This is a genomic window from Roseivirga sp. (assembly GCF_049099775.1).
Lineage (GTDB): Bacteria > Bacteroidota > Bacteroidia > Cytophagales > Cyclobacteriaceae > Roseivirga.
This window is the reverse complement of sequence record NZ_JAGDZM010000007.1, coordinates 646668-662331: the sequence shown is the minus strand read 5'-3', so window position 1 is coordinate 662331 and position 15664 is coordinate 646668. Positions and strand designations below refer to the sequence as shown.

The following is a 15664-nucleotide window of genomic DNA, read 5'->3' as shown; positions in this document are numbered from 1 at the left end:
CCCAATCAGACTTAATATCAACACAATTGTTATTGCAGAAATTCGATATTTCTTATTCATACTTTTTCCGTTAATTCCCACCTACTCTATTCTAGGGTTTTCGGTAATCCCCTGTCGGCAGTATTCTCACTATGTACACTCGTGATTCCTGCCTTATTTTTCCTACTCTATTTCAGGGTTTTCGGAACGCCCTTGATTAACTATTTGTTGCAATGAAGAAATATTTATTAAAATATAAAATGTTTTATCTGCATTTTTTATAGTATTAATTTTTCAATATGTTTAATAGAATAATTAAAAATACTTTTAATATTTTCACTCAAGAAAGAAAAAATACGGGTTAACCAATATTTTGACATTGGTTATTAGATAGAACACTAAAACAGATTCTCAAGAAAAATTGATATTAACCTGTTTTTTTGACAGGCTTAATCAAGAAAATATCTTTAGAACTTGACCAATAACTAGAAGCCGTTCGCTGGTGATGTCAAGGTATTAACTCAAATCATTATGACATCCTGTCACTATACTTTGCTTGGTATGGCATTTGATATTGTGCGCTCAGAATTAAACAATGACAAAATTTAGCTATGCAGGAAAAAGGTAAAATTTCGATCCACACCGAGAATATCTTCCCAATCATTAAGAAGTTTCTCTACTCCGATCATGAAATCTTTTTAAGAGAGTTAGTTTCTAACTCGGTAGATGCGACACAAAAAATTAAAAGATTAGCCTCATTAGGCGAATACTCCGGTGACCTTGGCGATCCTAGAGTAGAAGTCTCTGTCAATAAGAAGAAGAAGACTATCACCATCGAAGATGGTGGTATCGGTATGACAGCTGAGGAAATAAAAAAATACATTAACCAGATTGCCTTCTCTGGTGCTACTGAATTCATGGAGAAATTCAAGGATGCTGGAGACGCTAAAGAGATCATAGGTAAGTTTGGACTCGGTTTCTATTCTGCCTTTATGGTAGCTGGTAAAGTAGAAATTGACAGTTTGTCTTACCAAGACGGTTCAGAACCTGCCAAATGGATATGCGATGGCAGTACTGAATTCGAAATCAAAGCAGGTAAAAGAAAGAAACGTGGTACAACAATTACGTTACACATTAATGAAGATTCTGAAGAGTTCCTTGAGGAAAGTAGAATCCAAAATGTCTTAGATAAATACGCTAAGTTTTTACCGGTAGAAGTACAGTTCGGGCAGAAGGATGAGTCTGTTGAAGACGGCGAAGACAAAGAAGGTAAGAAGAAATGGAAAACGGTAAAAGTTGATAACATCATCAATAATACTGCTCCAATTTGGACAAAATCACCTTCTGAATTAACAGATGAAGATTACTTAAGCTTTTACAAAGAGCTTTACCCAATGACGGAAGATCCATTATTCTGGATCCACCTCAACGTAGATTTCCCTTTTGAATTAACCGGTATTCTGTATTTCCCTAAAGTCAAGAATGACTTTGAAATGCAACGAAACAAAATTCAGCTTTACTCTCGCCAGGTATTTATTACCGACGAAGTGAAAGATGTTGTACCAGAATTCTTGATGCTATTGCACGGTATAATTGATTCTCCGGATATTCCGCTAAACGTTTCTAGAAGTTACTTACAGTCTGACGGAAATGTAAAGAAAATCAACTCTTACATTACTAAAAAAGTAGCCGATAAGCTTGGTGACTTATTCAAGAAAGAGCGTGAGTCATACGAAAGCAAGTGGGATGATATCGGACTATTTGTGAAGTATGGGATGCTTTCTGAAGAGAAATTCTACGACAAGGCCAAGGATTTCGGTTTAGTGAAAAACACCGAAGGAAAATTCTTTACGCTTGACGAATATGCTAAGCATATCGAAACAAACCAAACGGACAAAGACGGTAATAAAATCTGGCTTTATTCTTCAGAACCAGCCAAACAAGATAGTTTTATCGCTACCGCTGTTGATAAAGGATACGATGTATTAGTGTTCGATACACCAATCGATAGTCACTTCATAAACCATATGGAAACTAAGTTGGAGAAAACACAAATCAAACGTGTTGATGCTGATAATGTTGACAAACTAATTGATAAAGACGAGAAACGTGAGTTAGTGCTTTCCGAAGAAGATAAAACGAGTCTTCAGGGAGTTTTCGAGAAATCTATCGGTAACCCGACCTATAAAGTATCTATTGAGCCCTTAGCTCCAACTGATGCACCTGTAACAGTAACCATGCCTGAATTCATGAGAAGAATGAAGGAAATGCAGGCTACTGGCGGCGGAGGCGGTTTCAATATGTTTGGAGCAATGCCTGATAGTTATGATGTTTCAGTTAATGGAAACCATGCCCTAGCCGACAAGATCATTAAAGCTAAAACTGATAAGACAAAAGAGAAAGTAGCAAAACAAGCATTTGACCTTGCTTTGTTATCTCAAGGTCTATTAGACGGTAAGGACTTAACAGATTTTATAAAAAGAAGTACAGAAATTTTGAGTAAATAATTTTCACTCAAAAAACATTTAATAAAGCGCTCTGAAGGATTTTCAGGGCGCTTTTTTTTATACCAAAGCATAGTTGATCAATTGAGCTATGCTGTACTTGAAGAATAAAGAACTTTTAGTTTAGCCGTCCGCTGACGGGCAACAGTGTTCTTAGGAGGACATCAGTTTACAAAACAAAAGTAAAAAACCCCTTCTAATGCACTATATAGACCATTTAGGTCTGGCACCCTATTTGGCTTAGTGCATTTCTAAATTCGTTACTATGTTATCTAACATGTTCACCATTGCTTGGAGAAATGCGATACGCCACAAGCAGTTTTCCTTACTTAACATTCTGGGTTTATCAATAGGTATTACTGCATCCCTGCTTATTGGACTTTACGTGATGAATCAGATGTCTTATGACAATTTTCATGAGAAAGGAGATCGGATCTATCGCATTAATCAACCTATGATTTGGGGAAACTGGGAAGATCAGTTTGCCTCTACCGGACCAAACGTGGCGGTTGCACTAAGAGCAGATGTTCCCGAGTTTGAAGAAGTAACGAGACTACAGGCCCCAGGAAGGCATGTAGTTAGCTATCAACCAGACGGCGACTCGCCAAAATCGTTCGGCGAGAATAGTTTGTTCATTGCCGAAGGAAACTTCTTCAATGTATTTACATTCCCTCTGATCGAAGGAGACCCGAATACGGCACTTGTCGAACCTTTTAGCATTGTCATTACAGAAGAAATGGCGCTTAAGTATTTCGGTAAAGAAGAAGCCCTCGGAAAAACATTAAAAGTAGATCAAGGCGGTAATTCAAATGCATTTAGAGTAAGTGGAATTGCTCAAAGCCTCCCTACGAATTCTCATATCCAGTTCGATATGTTGACATCCATGAGTTCTTACCAGAACATAAAGCAAAGAGAGCAGCAGTGGATCTGGACTACTTTCGTAACCTACGGACTGGTAAAACCAAACACAGATATTGCCAGACTTGAAGCAAAAATTCAAGCAATACCTCCTAAGTGGGCAGAAGGGGAAACTCAACGTGTTTTTGGGCAAACTTTCGAAGACTATGTTCAGGGTAAAAAGTGGACCTTATACTTGCAACCAGTAAAGGATGCTTATATTCATTCTCCTTCCAGCGGTAACCGATTAGGGCCTTTTGGCAACTATGTATATGTACAAATATTCAGTGCTGTAGGTCTATTGATATTATTACTATCCAGTATAAATTTCATGAACCTGTCCACGGCCCGATCAGCCAACAGGGCTAAAGAAGTGGGCATTCGAAAGACACTTGGCTCGCCTAAAAACATACTTATCCGGCAGTTTATCTTTGAGTCAATTCTGTTCGTAATGGTAAGTACTGTCATTGCATTAGTAACAACCGAAATATCGATCAATGCATTCAATACACTGGCCAACACTGAATTGTCACTCTACCAGAAATTATCAGAACCCGTATTCCTTACCAGCCTAGTCTCATTCGTATTTATTCTGGGTTTAGCAGCTGGCAGTTACCCAGCCTTCTATCTTTCCTCTTTCAATCCAATAGAAGTGCTTAAAGGGAAACTGAGCGCTGGTTTTAAAGGTAAAAAAGTCAGAAACGGACTCGTTATTTTTCAGTTCACTATCTCCATTGCATTAATCATCAGTACCATGTTCGTTCAAAAACAACTGGACTTTGCATCTAATGCTAACCTTGGATTTGACAATGACAATGTGATTCAAATCCATAATATGGCACTGCTAAATGACAATAATAAAGAGACCTTTCAAACCTTATTAAAGTCCAATGCTGCATTTGAAGAAGTAGGCCTTTCAGATCTAATACCGCCAAATATTTGGAATGAAGATAAATATAAAGCCTACGGTCCTGACAATGACATTATAACACTTAATCGTTTGAGGGCCGATCAAGGATACCTAAGCCTTCTTGACTTAGAGTTTTTAGAAGGGCGTGTTTTTGACGAAACAAGAGGTACGGACAAATACAAAATCATCTTGAATGAATCTGCCGTAAAAGAATTGGGCTGGGGAGTAGCCGAAGACTACTCAGTGAATTCCATTGTAGGAAAACACGTGACATACCCCAACAGTCAGGATGCGCTATTCGAGGTAATTGGGGTAGTAAAAGACTTTAATTTCAACAGTGTAAAATATCAGATAAGTCCTTTAATGATCATCCATGAAGATAATGATCAAATGTTTGAGAGTGGTACAGATTTTATTTCAATCAGGGTGAATAGTGATGTAGTTCAGAATACATCAGACCTTACCAACCTTTTAAATGATGTTGAATCAAAACTATCCGAAGTAAATTCAGGGATTCCTTTTGAATATTCACTGATGGATCAAGACTTTGAAGGCTACTTCAGAAGCGAGCAGCAGATGAGTCAGGTATTAAATGTCTTTACCGTAATGGCTTTGAGTATTGCCTGTCTTGGCCTATTTGGATTAGCTGCCTTCTCTGCTGAGCAACGTAAAAAAGAACTTGGTGTAAGAAAAGTATTAGGCGCTTCAGTGTATAAACTGATGTATCTGTTTACCGCAGAATTCACAGTGCTCATTATTGTCTCACTACTCATAGCAAGTCCGCTTGCCTATCTATTCGTAGATAGTTGGTTGGGTAATTTTGCTTACAAAACACCAATTAGCCCTGTAGTATTTATTGCTGCGGCCTTGGGTTCCATAGTAGTCGCTTGGCTCACCATTGGTTTCCAATCTTTAAGGGCGGCAAGCCGAAACCCAGTTGAAGTATTAAGGGATGAATAAGGCCTATTAAAGCAAGGTTTCAACGCAACAAAAACATTACACCATTTCATAACCGATAAATTGATCACTATGCTACTTAACATGTTTACCATAGCTTGGAGAAACGCAAATAGGCACAAGCAATTTACTTTATTAAACGTTTTGGGTTTGTCCATTGGGATTACCGCCTCTCTTCTTATTGGACTCTATGTGATGAACGAGATGTCTTATGATAATTTTCATGAGAAAGGAGATCGGGTTTATCGTATTCACCAACCGATGGTTTGGGGTGACTGGGATGAGGAATTTGCCTCGACAGGGCCAAACTTAGCCGTTGCTTTAAGATCTGACGTACCGGAGTTTGAAGAAGTAACACGTCTACAAGCACCCGGCAGATATTTTGTTTCCTACCAAACGGATGAGGGTAACCAAGTATCATTTAGAGAAAATAAAGTCTTTATTGCGGAGGGTAACTTTTTCAAAATCTTCTCTTTTCCATTGTTAAAAGGAAACTTGGAAGAGGCATTAACTTCTCCATTAAGCGTGGTGATCACAGAAGAAATGGCCATAAAGTACTTCGGTGATAAAGACCCAATAGGTAAAACCCTAAAACTTGAAGACGAAAGAAGAGAGTCAAAATCCTTCAACGTCACTGGAGTTGCAGCTAACCTTCCAGCCAATTCACATATTCAATTCGATATGCTCACTTCTATGAATAGTTACCCTAACATAAAAAAAAGGGAGTTTCAATGGATGTGGACAACCTTCGGCACCTACGGACTGGTACAACCAGACACTGACATGTCGGCTTTAAATGCAAAAATTCAGGCAATCCCTCCAAAGTGGGCTGGTGTTCGAGCACTAGGCAAAAGCTACGATGATTTTGTCGATGGTAAAGCATGGACATTATCACTGCAACCCATTAAGGATGCATACATCTATGCCCCTACATCAGGTATTCGATTCGGTCCTTCAGGGAATTTTACATATGTTCAAATATTAGGGTTAATTGGCTTAATGATTTTAATACTCTCCAGTATTAATTTCATGAATTTATCAACAGCACGATCCGCAAATCGTGCTAAAGAAGTGGGTATCCGTAAGACATTGGGTTCTCCAAAAATGGCACTCATAAAACAGTTCATCCTTGAGTCGGTCTTGTTTGTTCTAGTGAGCACCATCATTGCCTTAGTGGTAACGGAAGTTTCTTTGAATGCCTTTAACACACTAGCCAATACCAGTCTTTCGCTTACTGATAAACTTACCGATCCCGCTTTCATAGCCCTTTTAGCTGGATTTTTGTTACTACTAGGAGTGGCTGCCGGAAGTTACCCTTCTTTTTATCTCTCCTCATTCAATCCTATCCAAGTGCTTAAAGGCAAATTAAGCACTGGTTTTAAAGGAAAATCAGTAAGAAACGGGTTGGTAGTCTTTCAATTCACAATTACAATTGCCTTGATCATTTCTGCCATGTTTGTACAGAAGCAATTAGACTATGCCTCTAGAGCCAATCTAGGGTTTGACAACGAGAACATTGTGCAAATCCATAATATGCACCTGCTCAATGATGCCAATAAAGAGACTTTTCAAACCTTATTGAAGTCGAATCCTGCTTTTGAAGCAGTTGGGCTTTCGGATGCAGTTCCTCCCAATGTATGGGGAGAGGATTCATATAAGACCTCTGATGATATGGAAAGCGATGGCATAAACCTTAGTAGGCTAAGGGCTACCGTAGAATATTTAGACATTTTAAATTTAGATTTTTCTACTGGCCGTACATTTGATGAAAATCGAGCAACGGATAAGTACAAAGTCATTCTTAATGAAGCCGCTGTGAAAGATTTTGGATGGGGTATTCCTGAAAATTATAGTGCAGATTCGCCTATAGGGAAACAACTGACATGGGCTTGGGCAAATGGTGATGAAGTAATCCTTTTCGAGGTAATTGGTGTTGTGAAAAATTTCAACTTTAATAGCGTCAAGTACGAAATTGGTCCACTAATGATCGTCCACGAAGAAAACGATAGCATGTGGGAAAGTGGACGAGATTTTATTTCTGTTCGACTGAACAATGACTTTGTTGAAAAAGCGTCAGATCTATCTGTGCTCTTAAACGATATTGAAAACAAGCTGACGGAAGTAAACCCAGGAGTTCCATTCGAATATTCGTTGATGGATCAAGACTTTGAAGGTTTTTTCAGAACTGAACAACAAATGGGACAAGTACTCAATGTTTTCACCGCAATGGCCTTAAGCATAGCATGCCTCGGACTGTTTGGTTTGGCTGCCTTTTCAGCTGAGCAAAGAAAAAAGGAGTTAGGGGTTAGAAAAATTCTTGGCGCATCAGTGATTAAGTTGATGTATGTTTTCACAGGAGAATTCACGGTACTAATTATTATTTCTTTGCTGATCGCCAGTCCACTGGCCTATTGGTTCGTTGACAGTTGGTTAGCAGATTTCCCTTATAAAACACCCATGAGTCCTGCCGTATTTTTAGCAGCTGCCATAGGTTCTTTATTAGTCGCTTGGCTTACTATTGGTTTCCAATCTTTACGGGCGGCAAACCGAAATCCAGTTGAAGTATTAAGGGATGAATAACTTAAGTATTACCACTTAAAGCGGCCTCTTCTTGGGCTTTTGTATACTTCCACCGTTTATGAGACCATAAATAATCTGAAGGATTTCGTTGAATAGATTCCTCGAGACAGGCAGCATATTTTTCAATTACACCTGTAAACTCTTTACGATAAGGTGGCTTGGCTATTTCCTTAAGAGTCGCTTCGTATTTACCTAAACCATTGCGCTTTATGTCGGCATAAAAAACCACATACTGTGTTAACTTGGCTATCCTTTCGGCACCCACATAAAATGCGGTCTCCTGATTTAAAAAATTTAACCACTGTTTTTCAGTTCCCTTAGCAGGTAATTGATCTCCGATAATTCCGATTATTCGTGGTTGTTTTCTGCGTTTCACTATTTCTCTGAGCGCATCATCTTTTGGAATGGGAATACCTCCATGCCGAGTTCTTAATTGATGCATAATTTTTTCAAAACCCTTTTTATCTACAGGTTTATGAAGAAACTCAACGGTATATTCTAACTGTCGGCCAAATGAGAAGGCTGGCCACTCCCAATTTGCTACATGCCCGGACATTAATATGGCTGGTACGCCGTTGTCCAAGTATTTCAATAAATCTTGCGGATTAGTAATGGGCATACGTTTCTGCCAATCTTTTTTTGTATAGCTATAGGCTAAAATCATTTCTATAAACACTTGGCAAAAATGACGATAGAACTGACGTGCAATCTTCTTGACTTCAGTATCAGATTTTTCCGGGAAAGCGGCACTTATATTATTCAATATTACTTCTTTCCGATAGCGCAGTATATGATAACCCAAAAATGCTCCTGCTTCAGCGAAAGGATAAAGGCACCACGAGGGTAAATAAGAAAGCAGTTTGACGAAAAACATGGTGTGTGTTGCTAGTGTGTTTTAAACCTACGGCAAAAGTAAAGTTTTGGCTAAGAAAAGGCATAAAAAAGGCACCGCTGCAGGTGCCTTTTTTTCGATTGCACTTAATATCAAGCATGGTAGAAACGCTCTGACACAATTTTGCCATTCTCCCACTTGTCTACTACGGTTTGTTCCACTTTTACATGTACTCCATCTTTTTGTATGTATTCCATTACACCTTCATAAAAACTGACATTTCCATTAACTGCCGTGTTGCTTGCTTCATAGCGAATGAACTCACCTACACCAGAAAGCACTTCTTTCTCTTGTGCAATAACGTTGGCCTTACCTGCTTTCGGTGTATCGTTCCCTTCTGTAAGCGTAACATCATCAGACAAGTATTTCTCTTGTGCCTCAATGAATTGTCCTTTGCTTAAAAGTGATAATAAGTCTTTTAGATTCTCTTCAATATTTGATTGCTGTGACATGATTTTGATTGTTTTAATTTTCAATGTTACAACATTGATATGATTAAAATAAGTTCATTAACGTAACAAATAAATTATAATCAACTGATTATCAATCTTTAAAAAGCCAAAGAATAGCTTCTTGAAATTCGGCCCTCCACAACTTCTCATTGTGTTCACCCTCTGGGTTAATTTTTGAAGTGAGGTTATGTTCTGGGTGACCTTTCGCCAATACCTTGGCAACCATTTGCTCCATGGGTCTTACCATATTCTCTCCCTCTTTACCTCCCATTAGAAAATTAAGGCGAGTATCAGTAGGCAGTTGAATGTTTTCAACCTGATCGAAAGGGCCTTTTCCCCACCAGTAGGATGGCGAGAAAATGCCAGCTTTGCTGAAGGTACCTGCGTATTCGTATATGGCATAATGAGAAATAAGTCCGCCAAGGGAACTTCCCATTATTGCAGTATTTGCTCTTTCTGGTTTTGTTCTAAACTTTGCATCGATAAATGGTTTCACCGTTTCCACCACAAACTTCATATACTCCTTCCCTTCGGCCTTCCCATATCTTTCATGATCCCAAGCGGTTAGTTCGTGTATACGATTATCTCCACCATTATCAATCCCAACTACGATAAGATTTAGTCCATTGTTTTTGCTCAACGAATCCATGTTTTCATCAACACCCCATTCACCAACGTAAGATGTTGAATCTTCAAACAGGTTCTGACCATCATGCATATAGAGTACCGGATAAGTTTGGTCACTTTCGGCATAACCTGGAGGTGTATATACACGGATAGTTCTAGCTCTATCCAAGCCTTCAATCGTCAACTCGTTCTCAAAAATTGTTATCTGACTTGATGATATTCCAGCTTTATCTTGTCTTACCGTTTGACAAGAAAACAATAGTAAAATGGCCCAAAATAGTGTCAGCGTCCTCATATATCCTCTTTGTCAGAAAGATAAAAGAATTAAGAGGACATTAGCCACCTAATACTCACTAATCAGATAAAGGTTAGTCTTGTTTTAAAGGCTCAACTAAGTTTATTCGAGTAGTTCGATAAGATTGTGTCAATACGCCAAACAGCATGATCGAGAGCCCCAAACCACCAATCACCAACAATACCCAAAGTTCGGTATCGATGTGAAAAGCGAAATTATCTAACCACAAGTTTATGGCATAGATGGTCAATGGTAGCGCGGCCACAAGTGCTATAAGGCCAATGCGGAAAAAGTCTTGGGACATAAGCTTTAAAATGTGACGTGTGTCGGCACCAAGCACCTTTCTGATGGCAATCTCCCTTTGTTTCATTTTCGCATTATAGTAGGTCAAACCGATCAGACCGGCAGAAGCCAACACCACTGATAGAATACTTAATATCTTAACGATGAGCCCAACTTTACTTTCTTCGGCATAAAGAGATTGAAGTTTATCGTCTAAAAATTTATAGTTGAATGGTCTCTCTTTCTCCACTTCTGCATAAGCCTCTCTGATAAAACTCATAGTTTCAAATAGGTTCTCGGTATCCATTTTGACATTTAAGCCGTAGCCCCATGGCAAATCGTTATAGACTTGAATAAACAGCGGACTGAAGGACTCTCTTTTTGAAAAATAATGGAAGTCCTCAATGAAGCCATCTATAAATTCTGGATCACCTACAGTTCCGTCATCTTGCGTCCATTCTGGTTCTTGGATTAAGTTTTGTCCTATTAAATTCTCCATCGGCTCGCCTGTTAGTCTTTCATAGTTCCTTCCAGCGGCCCTATTTAGTAGCACAACCTTTTCTTTACCCTCATCCAACGAAGTAAATGCCGCCGAATTCAACCCCAACATCTTCACCGTGGCATAATCCATAAAGACCTGATTCGCATCGTCAAAAACTTCATCGTTATTCTCAAATTTGTAGGTGACCGTATTAAAAGGCAGGTTAGCCGGTGTCCCTCCTCGCCCGACTTCTTTTATGTTTGGATTGGCTAGTAGCTTCGCGGTAATTGGTCTGATTTTATCTAAACCGCTCAGGTAAAAACTCATTATCCCTTCTTTTTCAAAGCCTAGATCGGTTTCGGTCACAAATTTCAATTGTCTATTAACATAAAACCCAAACCCAGTCATCAACACAAGTAGGAAAAATTGCATACCTAGTAAAATCTTTCTGAGGCTCATTTTACCGATACTCAAATTCCTATGCTTTCCTAATAACCCAAGTAACGGTCTGGAAGAGAGTAAAACCGAAGGGTAAATTCCACTGATGATTCCCACCAACAAACTGAAAAGAACATAAAGCAGCAGATGGCTTGGTGCAACCATGATAGACCAAGCTAAATTCACTGATAAAAGCTGATTAAACTGAGGCAATAAGGTGTAGACAATAAGAATGGCGAATGAAAGGCCAATTAAAGTGGATAATACCGCTTCGAACATGAATTGGGTAAAAACGTCTTTTCTCTTGGCGCCAATAACTTTCCTGACTCCAACCTCTTTTAAACGATTGGCGTTGATGGCCACGGCTAGGTTAACGTAATTGGTAATTGTAATAATCAGTACCAGCAAACCCACCACACCAAACAAATACAGGTAAACGGGCTTTACATTTGGTTCTATCTCATATAAATATTCTGACCCTAAGTGTATATCTTTCAACGGTTGCAACGCTAGCCCTTTTTCTAATGGATCTGTTTCTGCATCAGGATCTGATAAGTAGCTGGCCTTAGTAATCTTGTCTCCTACTGCCTCAATGTCTTTTGTGCTTTCTTCTAGTTTTGCATAGGTATAGGCTCCCCAGCTATACGGTATACTATCTACCACGGCAATCAAGTTAAAATCGAAGTGAGAGTTTTCTGGAATGTGTTTAACTACACCATTCACTACGTATGCCTTCTCATCTATTTTTATGCTTTTACCTACAGCCTCGTTCGCCGATTCTCCAAAATAACGTCTGGCAACTTTATCAGTCAGAATTACACCTTCTTTATTAGTGGGCATGCTTCCACGAAGAAAATTCCACCCAAAAATATTCTGGAGCGATTCCGGTGTATTGGTATAAAGAATTGGCCCACCACGAAACCTCCTTTCATTGGCACGTACAAAGAATCCACGCCCCATTACGTCACTATTGGAAATAACAAACTGGCCCACCTCTTCAACTTCTGGTAGCTCACCGAACGATTGCATATTTACTAATTGGCCCTGTCTGCTAGTACCAAACTGACCAGGAAAGCCAAGGTTAGCATAAGTCTGAGAACGATAATTTCTAACGATTCTATAAATCCGATCGGAATCAGCCATGTATTGATCAGAAGTTAACTGATGCCTTAAATATTCTGCAGAGAATATCATCACAGCAAGACCTAAGGTTAATCCAACAAGGTTTATACCAGCTACTAACTTATGTCGACTGACATTACGGACGGCTACCTTAAAGTAGTTCCCAAACTTCGGTGTAAAATCTTGAGTCCTTTTAATCTTTTGCATGAATTGTGGTTTTAAAAATTTTAGTACGTTGATGAAATACCACCTATTCGCAGCGCGCCGACCTGCATTCTCACTTTTATAGCGATAGCCTTCATACAAATCACCAGAAATACCTTCTGCCAATTCATCATCGCAGAACCAGTTGAGAAAATTCTGTAAATGCTGAGGAGGTTGATTGTTTTCCATAGCGTTAGATTCCTTGAATTTGACTCCAAAGCTTCATTCTGTTCTCTTTCAAAGACTGAATAACCGACCGACCAAGTCCAGTCACCTCGCATACTCGTTTACGTCTACCCCCTCGGCTTTCCGTTGAACCTTCCATTTTCGAGGTTAATAAACCTTTTTTTTCTAAGCGCATGAGCACCGTATGTATAGCACTTATTGAGATCTGCTGACCTGTCTGATCTCGATATTCATCCGCAATGGCATAACCATAAGGCTCTTCCATAATCATAACCAGTAACAGGACTGTCTCTTCAAGGTTTCCAAGGTTTTTCATGTGAGTACAATTATTACATCAACTTTTGTAGAACATAAAGGTTAGTATATTTTTCTATTATATCAACTTTTGTAGAATATAAACTTGAAGACAACCCAGAATTATTAATTCACAACTCACCAGTATGATCATACAGTTCAGCTAAAAACGATAGTCTCTAGGTCTTTAAAAGCGTCAATTAGAGCAAACAAACAACTATGAAAAAACTCTCAATCACACTAATGCTTCTAACGATAGTTGGACTTAGTTCTTCATTTGCACAAAACTTAACGAAGCCTAAAAAAGGCAATGCTATTCGGCTTAAAGAATACACTCTAACGATAAAACAGGGTGAAGAAATGAATATTGACATGTGGGTGGTAAAGGCCAAGAAATACAAATTGAACCTTGGTGCACCTGAAGCCAAAGGGAAAGATGGTGTCAATTTTTGGTTTAACTCAAAATCTGAGAACCCGATTACTTACGGTGTCAAAATTAAAGTTGATCAAAATACGCCACTTGGAGATCATATGTACATTTTGAAAGTAGATGGCAATGGTCGCAATGCTGTAAAAGGTGCTACTATTCTGGTTAAAGTAGTCTCAGCAGAAGAATAACGATAAAACTAAATTGGGTTTGGCTAACCTTCAAAGCCATTGTTTTCAATTCTAATTGATACAATGGCTTTTCTTTTTTCTCCTTAATAAATTAAAGTCAATCATTAGCCAAAGGAGAATTCTAATATCAAGACCGCTTCTTTTGTATATTCGAAAATGTCTAAGGGAAAAATCTATTCCATAAGGATTACCATCGGACTCTCAGTCTTCCTTTTTTATAAGGTTACTTCAGGTCACTTTTTAGAATGGGAACCGGCGAGTTTTATTTCTGCTGGCTTTACTTTACTTGTTGTATTAGCCGTATTTGAAGTATTAGATTATAGCGCAAGGCACCTTATAAAGCATTACAAGACTCGCCTTACTGAACATAAAACCTTATTAAAATTCTTTTGGGGAAACTGCTTTGTTACGGCACCCATCATAGTTTTAGCGTCATTTTTTCATACAGAGATCTTAATCCCTGAATTTTCTTGTTGCCCAGAAGATTGGGAACCGGGCCTAATCACAACGATAGCGCAAGGAATTGTTCTTTCGTGGCTCATCATTCTTTCAAAGACCTTCATGATCTATTTCGAGTACAGTCGAATTTCAGAACGTGAAAAAGCATTAATCCAAAAAGAGCTCGCTCAATCTAAATTTGAAAGTTTAAAAGATCAGATTAAACCCCATTTTCTATTCAATAGCTTCAGCGTTTTGAGTACAGTCATTGAAGACGACCCTAAGCTAGCCGTTGAATTTGTATCAAAGCTTTCAAAAATCTATCGATATGTGCTTGATACGAGTAGTCAGTTGGTGTCATTGAATAAAGAATTAGAATATTTAGACCATTACACATTCCTATTGAAAGTTAGACACGTCGACAGCCTTGTCGTAAATATCAATATAGCTACAGATCGAGAAAAGTTTAAGATCCCGATCCTTTCCATGCAAATGCTTATTGAAAATGCTTTAAAGCACAATTACTTTTCGAAGGAACAACCCTTGGTCATCGATGTCTACAGTGAGGATGAAGAATACTTGATTGTTCGTAATAATATCAATAAGAGATCGGTGACAGAGAAGCCAACCAAAATAGGTATCGAAAACATTAATAATCGTTATTTAATGCTGATCGATAAGCCTATTATCGTCGACCAAGAAAATGGATTCTTTACGGTGAAACTCCCTCTGATACATCAAGACCTATCGACTTTATGAAAGCAATCATTATAGAAGATGAAGCCCTTTCGGCAAAACGGTTGGCCAAGCTGATCCGAGAATCATTACCTCATATTGAAGTACTTTCAATACTTGGTTCTGTTAATGAATCTCTGGCTTGGTTTAGCGAAAATGAGTATCCAGATCTTATATTTCTAGATATTCAATTAGGTGATGGTACTGGCTTCGAAATACTTAAGAAGTTAAAAGGCTACCCTCACATAATTTTCACCACCGCCTACGAAGAATATGCCCTAGATGCTTTTAAATATAACAGCATCGACTACCTACTTAAACCTATCGACAGCAAGGAGCTTGTAAGGGCGATAAATAAACTGGAGGAAATTCATAAAACGGAACAAGGCGTTTATCAAGATAAAATTGAGGCTTTGAGCAAACATTTCATGCCTTCTTTTCGGGAACGATTTTTAGTGAAAGTGGGTATGCAATTTAAAAGCGTACTCACCCAAGATGTAGCATATTTCTACTATCATGATGGATTAAGTTATTTGCAAACAAAAGATCAATGCCTTCCGATAGATTATACCCTCGATCAACTGATCAATGAACTAAATCCCAAAGACTTTTTTAGAATCAACCGTCAATTTATAGTTAGCCTAAATGCTGTTCAAGAAATACATGCTTATTTCAACAGCAGGCTACTGCTTAACTTATCGCCATCAACGGAAACTGAGGTAATAGTAAGTAGAGAAAGGGTATTGAGTTTTAAACTTTGGGCGGGGCAATAA

The 15664-nt window shown here is 38.5% G+C and carries 11 protein-coding genes; 6 read left to right on the top strand and 5 right to left on the bottom strand.

Translation table 11 applies throughout. The features are described from left to right. Window positions 1-590: 590 nt before the first annotated feature. From htpG to JXQ92_RS14015, 3 genes are all read left to right on the top strand, one after another. Complete coding sequence (htpG, locus tag JXQ92_RS14025) at window positions 591-2486, top strand: molecular chaperone HtpG (RefSeq protein WP_421987250.1); 1896 nt, start codon at window positions 591-593, stop codon at window positions 2484-2486. A gap of 262 nt (window positions 2487-2748) precedes the next feature. Beyond that, entirely contained in the window at window positions 2749-5250 is a 2502-nt protein-coding gene (locus JXQ92_RS14020; RefSeq protein ID WP_421987249.1) for an ABC transporter permease, read from the top strand. Window positions 5251-5319: 69 nt separating this feature from the next. After that, window positions 5320-7827, top strand: a complete 2508-nt coding sequence (locus JXQ92_RS14015) for an ABC transporter permease (protein ID WP_421987248.1) — start codon at window positions 5320-5322, stop codon at window positions 7825-7827. Between the two features lies 1 nt (window position 7828). On the opposite strand, the gene JXQ92_RS14010 is transcribed toward JXQ92_RS14015, so the two are convergent. The 5 genes from JXQ92_RS14010 to JXQ92_RS13990 form a co-directional block, all read right to left on the bottom strand. Continuing rightward, a complete protein-coding gene (locus JXQ92_RS14010; protein ID WP_421987247.1) occupies window positions 7829-8701 on the bottom strand; it encodes a lysophospholipid acyltransferase family protein in 873 nt (290 codons plus the stop codon). Between the two features lie 110 nt (window positions 8702-8811). Further along, window positions 8812-9171: a SnoaL-like domain-containing protein gene (locus JXQ92_RS14005; protein WP_421987246.1), complete on the bottom strand. Its 360-nt coding sequence runs from the start codon at window positions 9169-9171 to the stop codon at window positions 8812-8814. A 91-nt stretch (window positions 9172-9262) separates the two neighbouring features. Beyond that, entirely contained in the window at window positions 9263-10093 is an 831-nt protein-coding gene (locus tag JXQ92_RS14000) for an alpha/beta hydrolase (protein ID WP_421987245.1), read from the bottom strand. Window positions 10094-10166: 73 nt separating this feature from the next. After that, on the bottom strand, window positions 10167-12809 hold the full coding sequence (locus JXQ92_RS13995; protein WP_421987244.1) for an FtsX-like permease family protein: 2643 nt from the start codon (window positions 12807-12809) through the stop codon (window positions 10167-10169). Between the two features lie 4 nt (window positions 12810-12813). Beyond that, window positions 12814-13122, bottom strand: a complete 309-nt coding sequence (locus JXQ92_RS13990) for a PadR family transcriptional regulator (RefSeq protein ID WP_421987243.1) — start codon at window positions 13120-13122, stop codon at window positions 12814-12816. A 197-nt stretch (window positions 13123-13319) separates the two neighbouring features. Between JXQ92_RS13990 and JXQ92_RS13985 the strand changes: the two genes are divergently transcribed. The 3 genes from JXQ92_RS13985 to JXQ92_RS13975 all read left to right on the top strand — a co-directional run bounded on the left by JXQ92_RS13985 (window position 13320) and on the right by JXQ92_RS13975 (window position 15664). Next, entirely contained in the window at window positions 13320-13718 is a 399-nt protein-coding gene (locus JXQ92_RS13985; RefSeq protein ID WP_421987242.1) for a hypothetical protein, read from the top strand. Window positions 13719-13874: 156 nt separating this feature from the next. Continuing rightward, window positions 13875-14915, top strand: coding sequence for a sensor histidine kinase (locus tag JXQ92_RS13980; protein WP_421987241.1), 1041 nt, complete (start codon window positions 13875-13877; stop codon window positions 14913-14915). Beyond that, on the top strand, window positions 14912-15664 hold the full coding sequence (locus JXQ92_RS13975) for a LytR/AlgR family response regulator transcription factor (protein WP_421987240.1): 753 nt from the start codon (window positions 14912-14914) through the stop codon (window positions 15662-15664). The genes JXQ92_RS13980 and JXQ92_RS13975 overlap by 4 nt, the downstream gene beginning before the upstream one ends.

Bases quoted from the DNA above. Each gene is read 5' to 3' on its own strand.
- JXQ92_RS14015 (WP_421987248.1), top strand. From the start codon at position 5,320: ATGCTACTTAACATGTTTACCATAGCTTGGAGAAACGCAAATAGGCAC.
- JXQ92_RS13975 (WP_421987240.1), top strand. From the start codon at position 14,912: ATGAAAGCAATCATTATAGAAGATGAAGCCCTTTCGGCAAAACGGTTG.
- JXQ92_RS13990 (WP_421987243.1), bottom strand. From the start codon at position 13,122: ATGAAAAACCTTGGAAACCTTGAAGAGACAGTCCTGTTACTGGTTATG.
- JXQ92_RS14005 (WP_421987246.1), bottom strand. From the start codon at position 9,171: ATGTCACAGCAATCAAATATTGAAGAGAATCTAAAAGACTTATTATCA.
- JXQ92_RS14020 (WP_421987249.1), top strand. From the start codon at position 2,749: ATGTTATCTAACATGTTCACCATTGCTTGGAGAAATGCGATACGCCAC.
- htpG (WP_421987250.1), top strand. From the start codon at position 591: ATGCAGGAAAAAGGTAAAATTTCGATCCACACCGAGAATATCTTCCCA.
- JXQ92_RS13985 (WP_421987242.1), top strand. From the start codon at position 13,320: ATGAAAAAACTCTCAATCACACTAATGCTTCTAACGATAGTTGGACTT.
- JXQ92_RS14000 (WP_421987245.1), bottom strand. From the start codon at position 10,093: ATGAGGACGCTGACACTATTTTGGGCCATTTTACTATTGTTTTCTTGT.
- JXQ92_RS14010 (WP_421987247.1), bottom strand. From the start codon at position 8,701: ATGTTTTTCGTCAAACTGCTTTCTTATTTACCCTCGTGGTGCCTTTAT.
- JXQ92_RS13980 (WP_421987241.1), top strand. From the start codon at position 13,875: ATGTCTAAGGGAAAAATCTATTCCATAAGGATTACCATCGGACTCTCA.
- JXQ92_RS13995 (WP_421987244.1), bottom strand. From the start codon at position 12,809: ATGGAAAACAATCAACCTCCTCAGCATTTACAGAATTTTCTCAACTGG.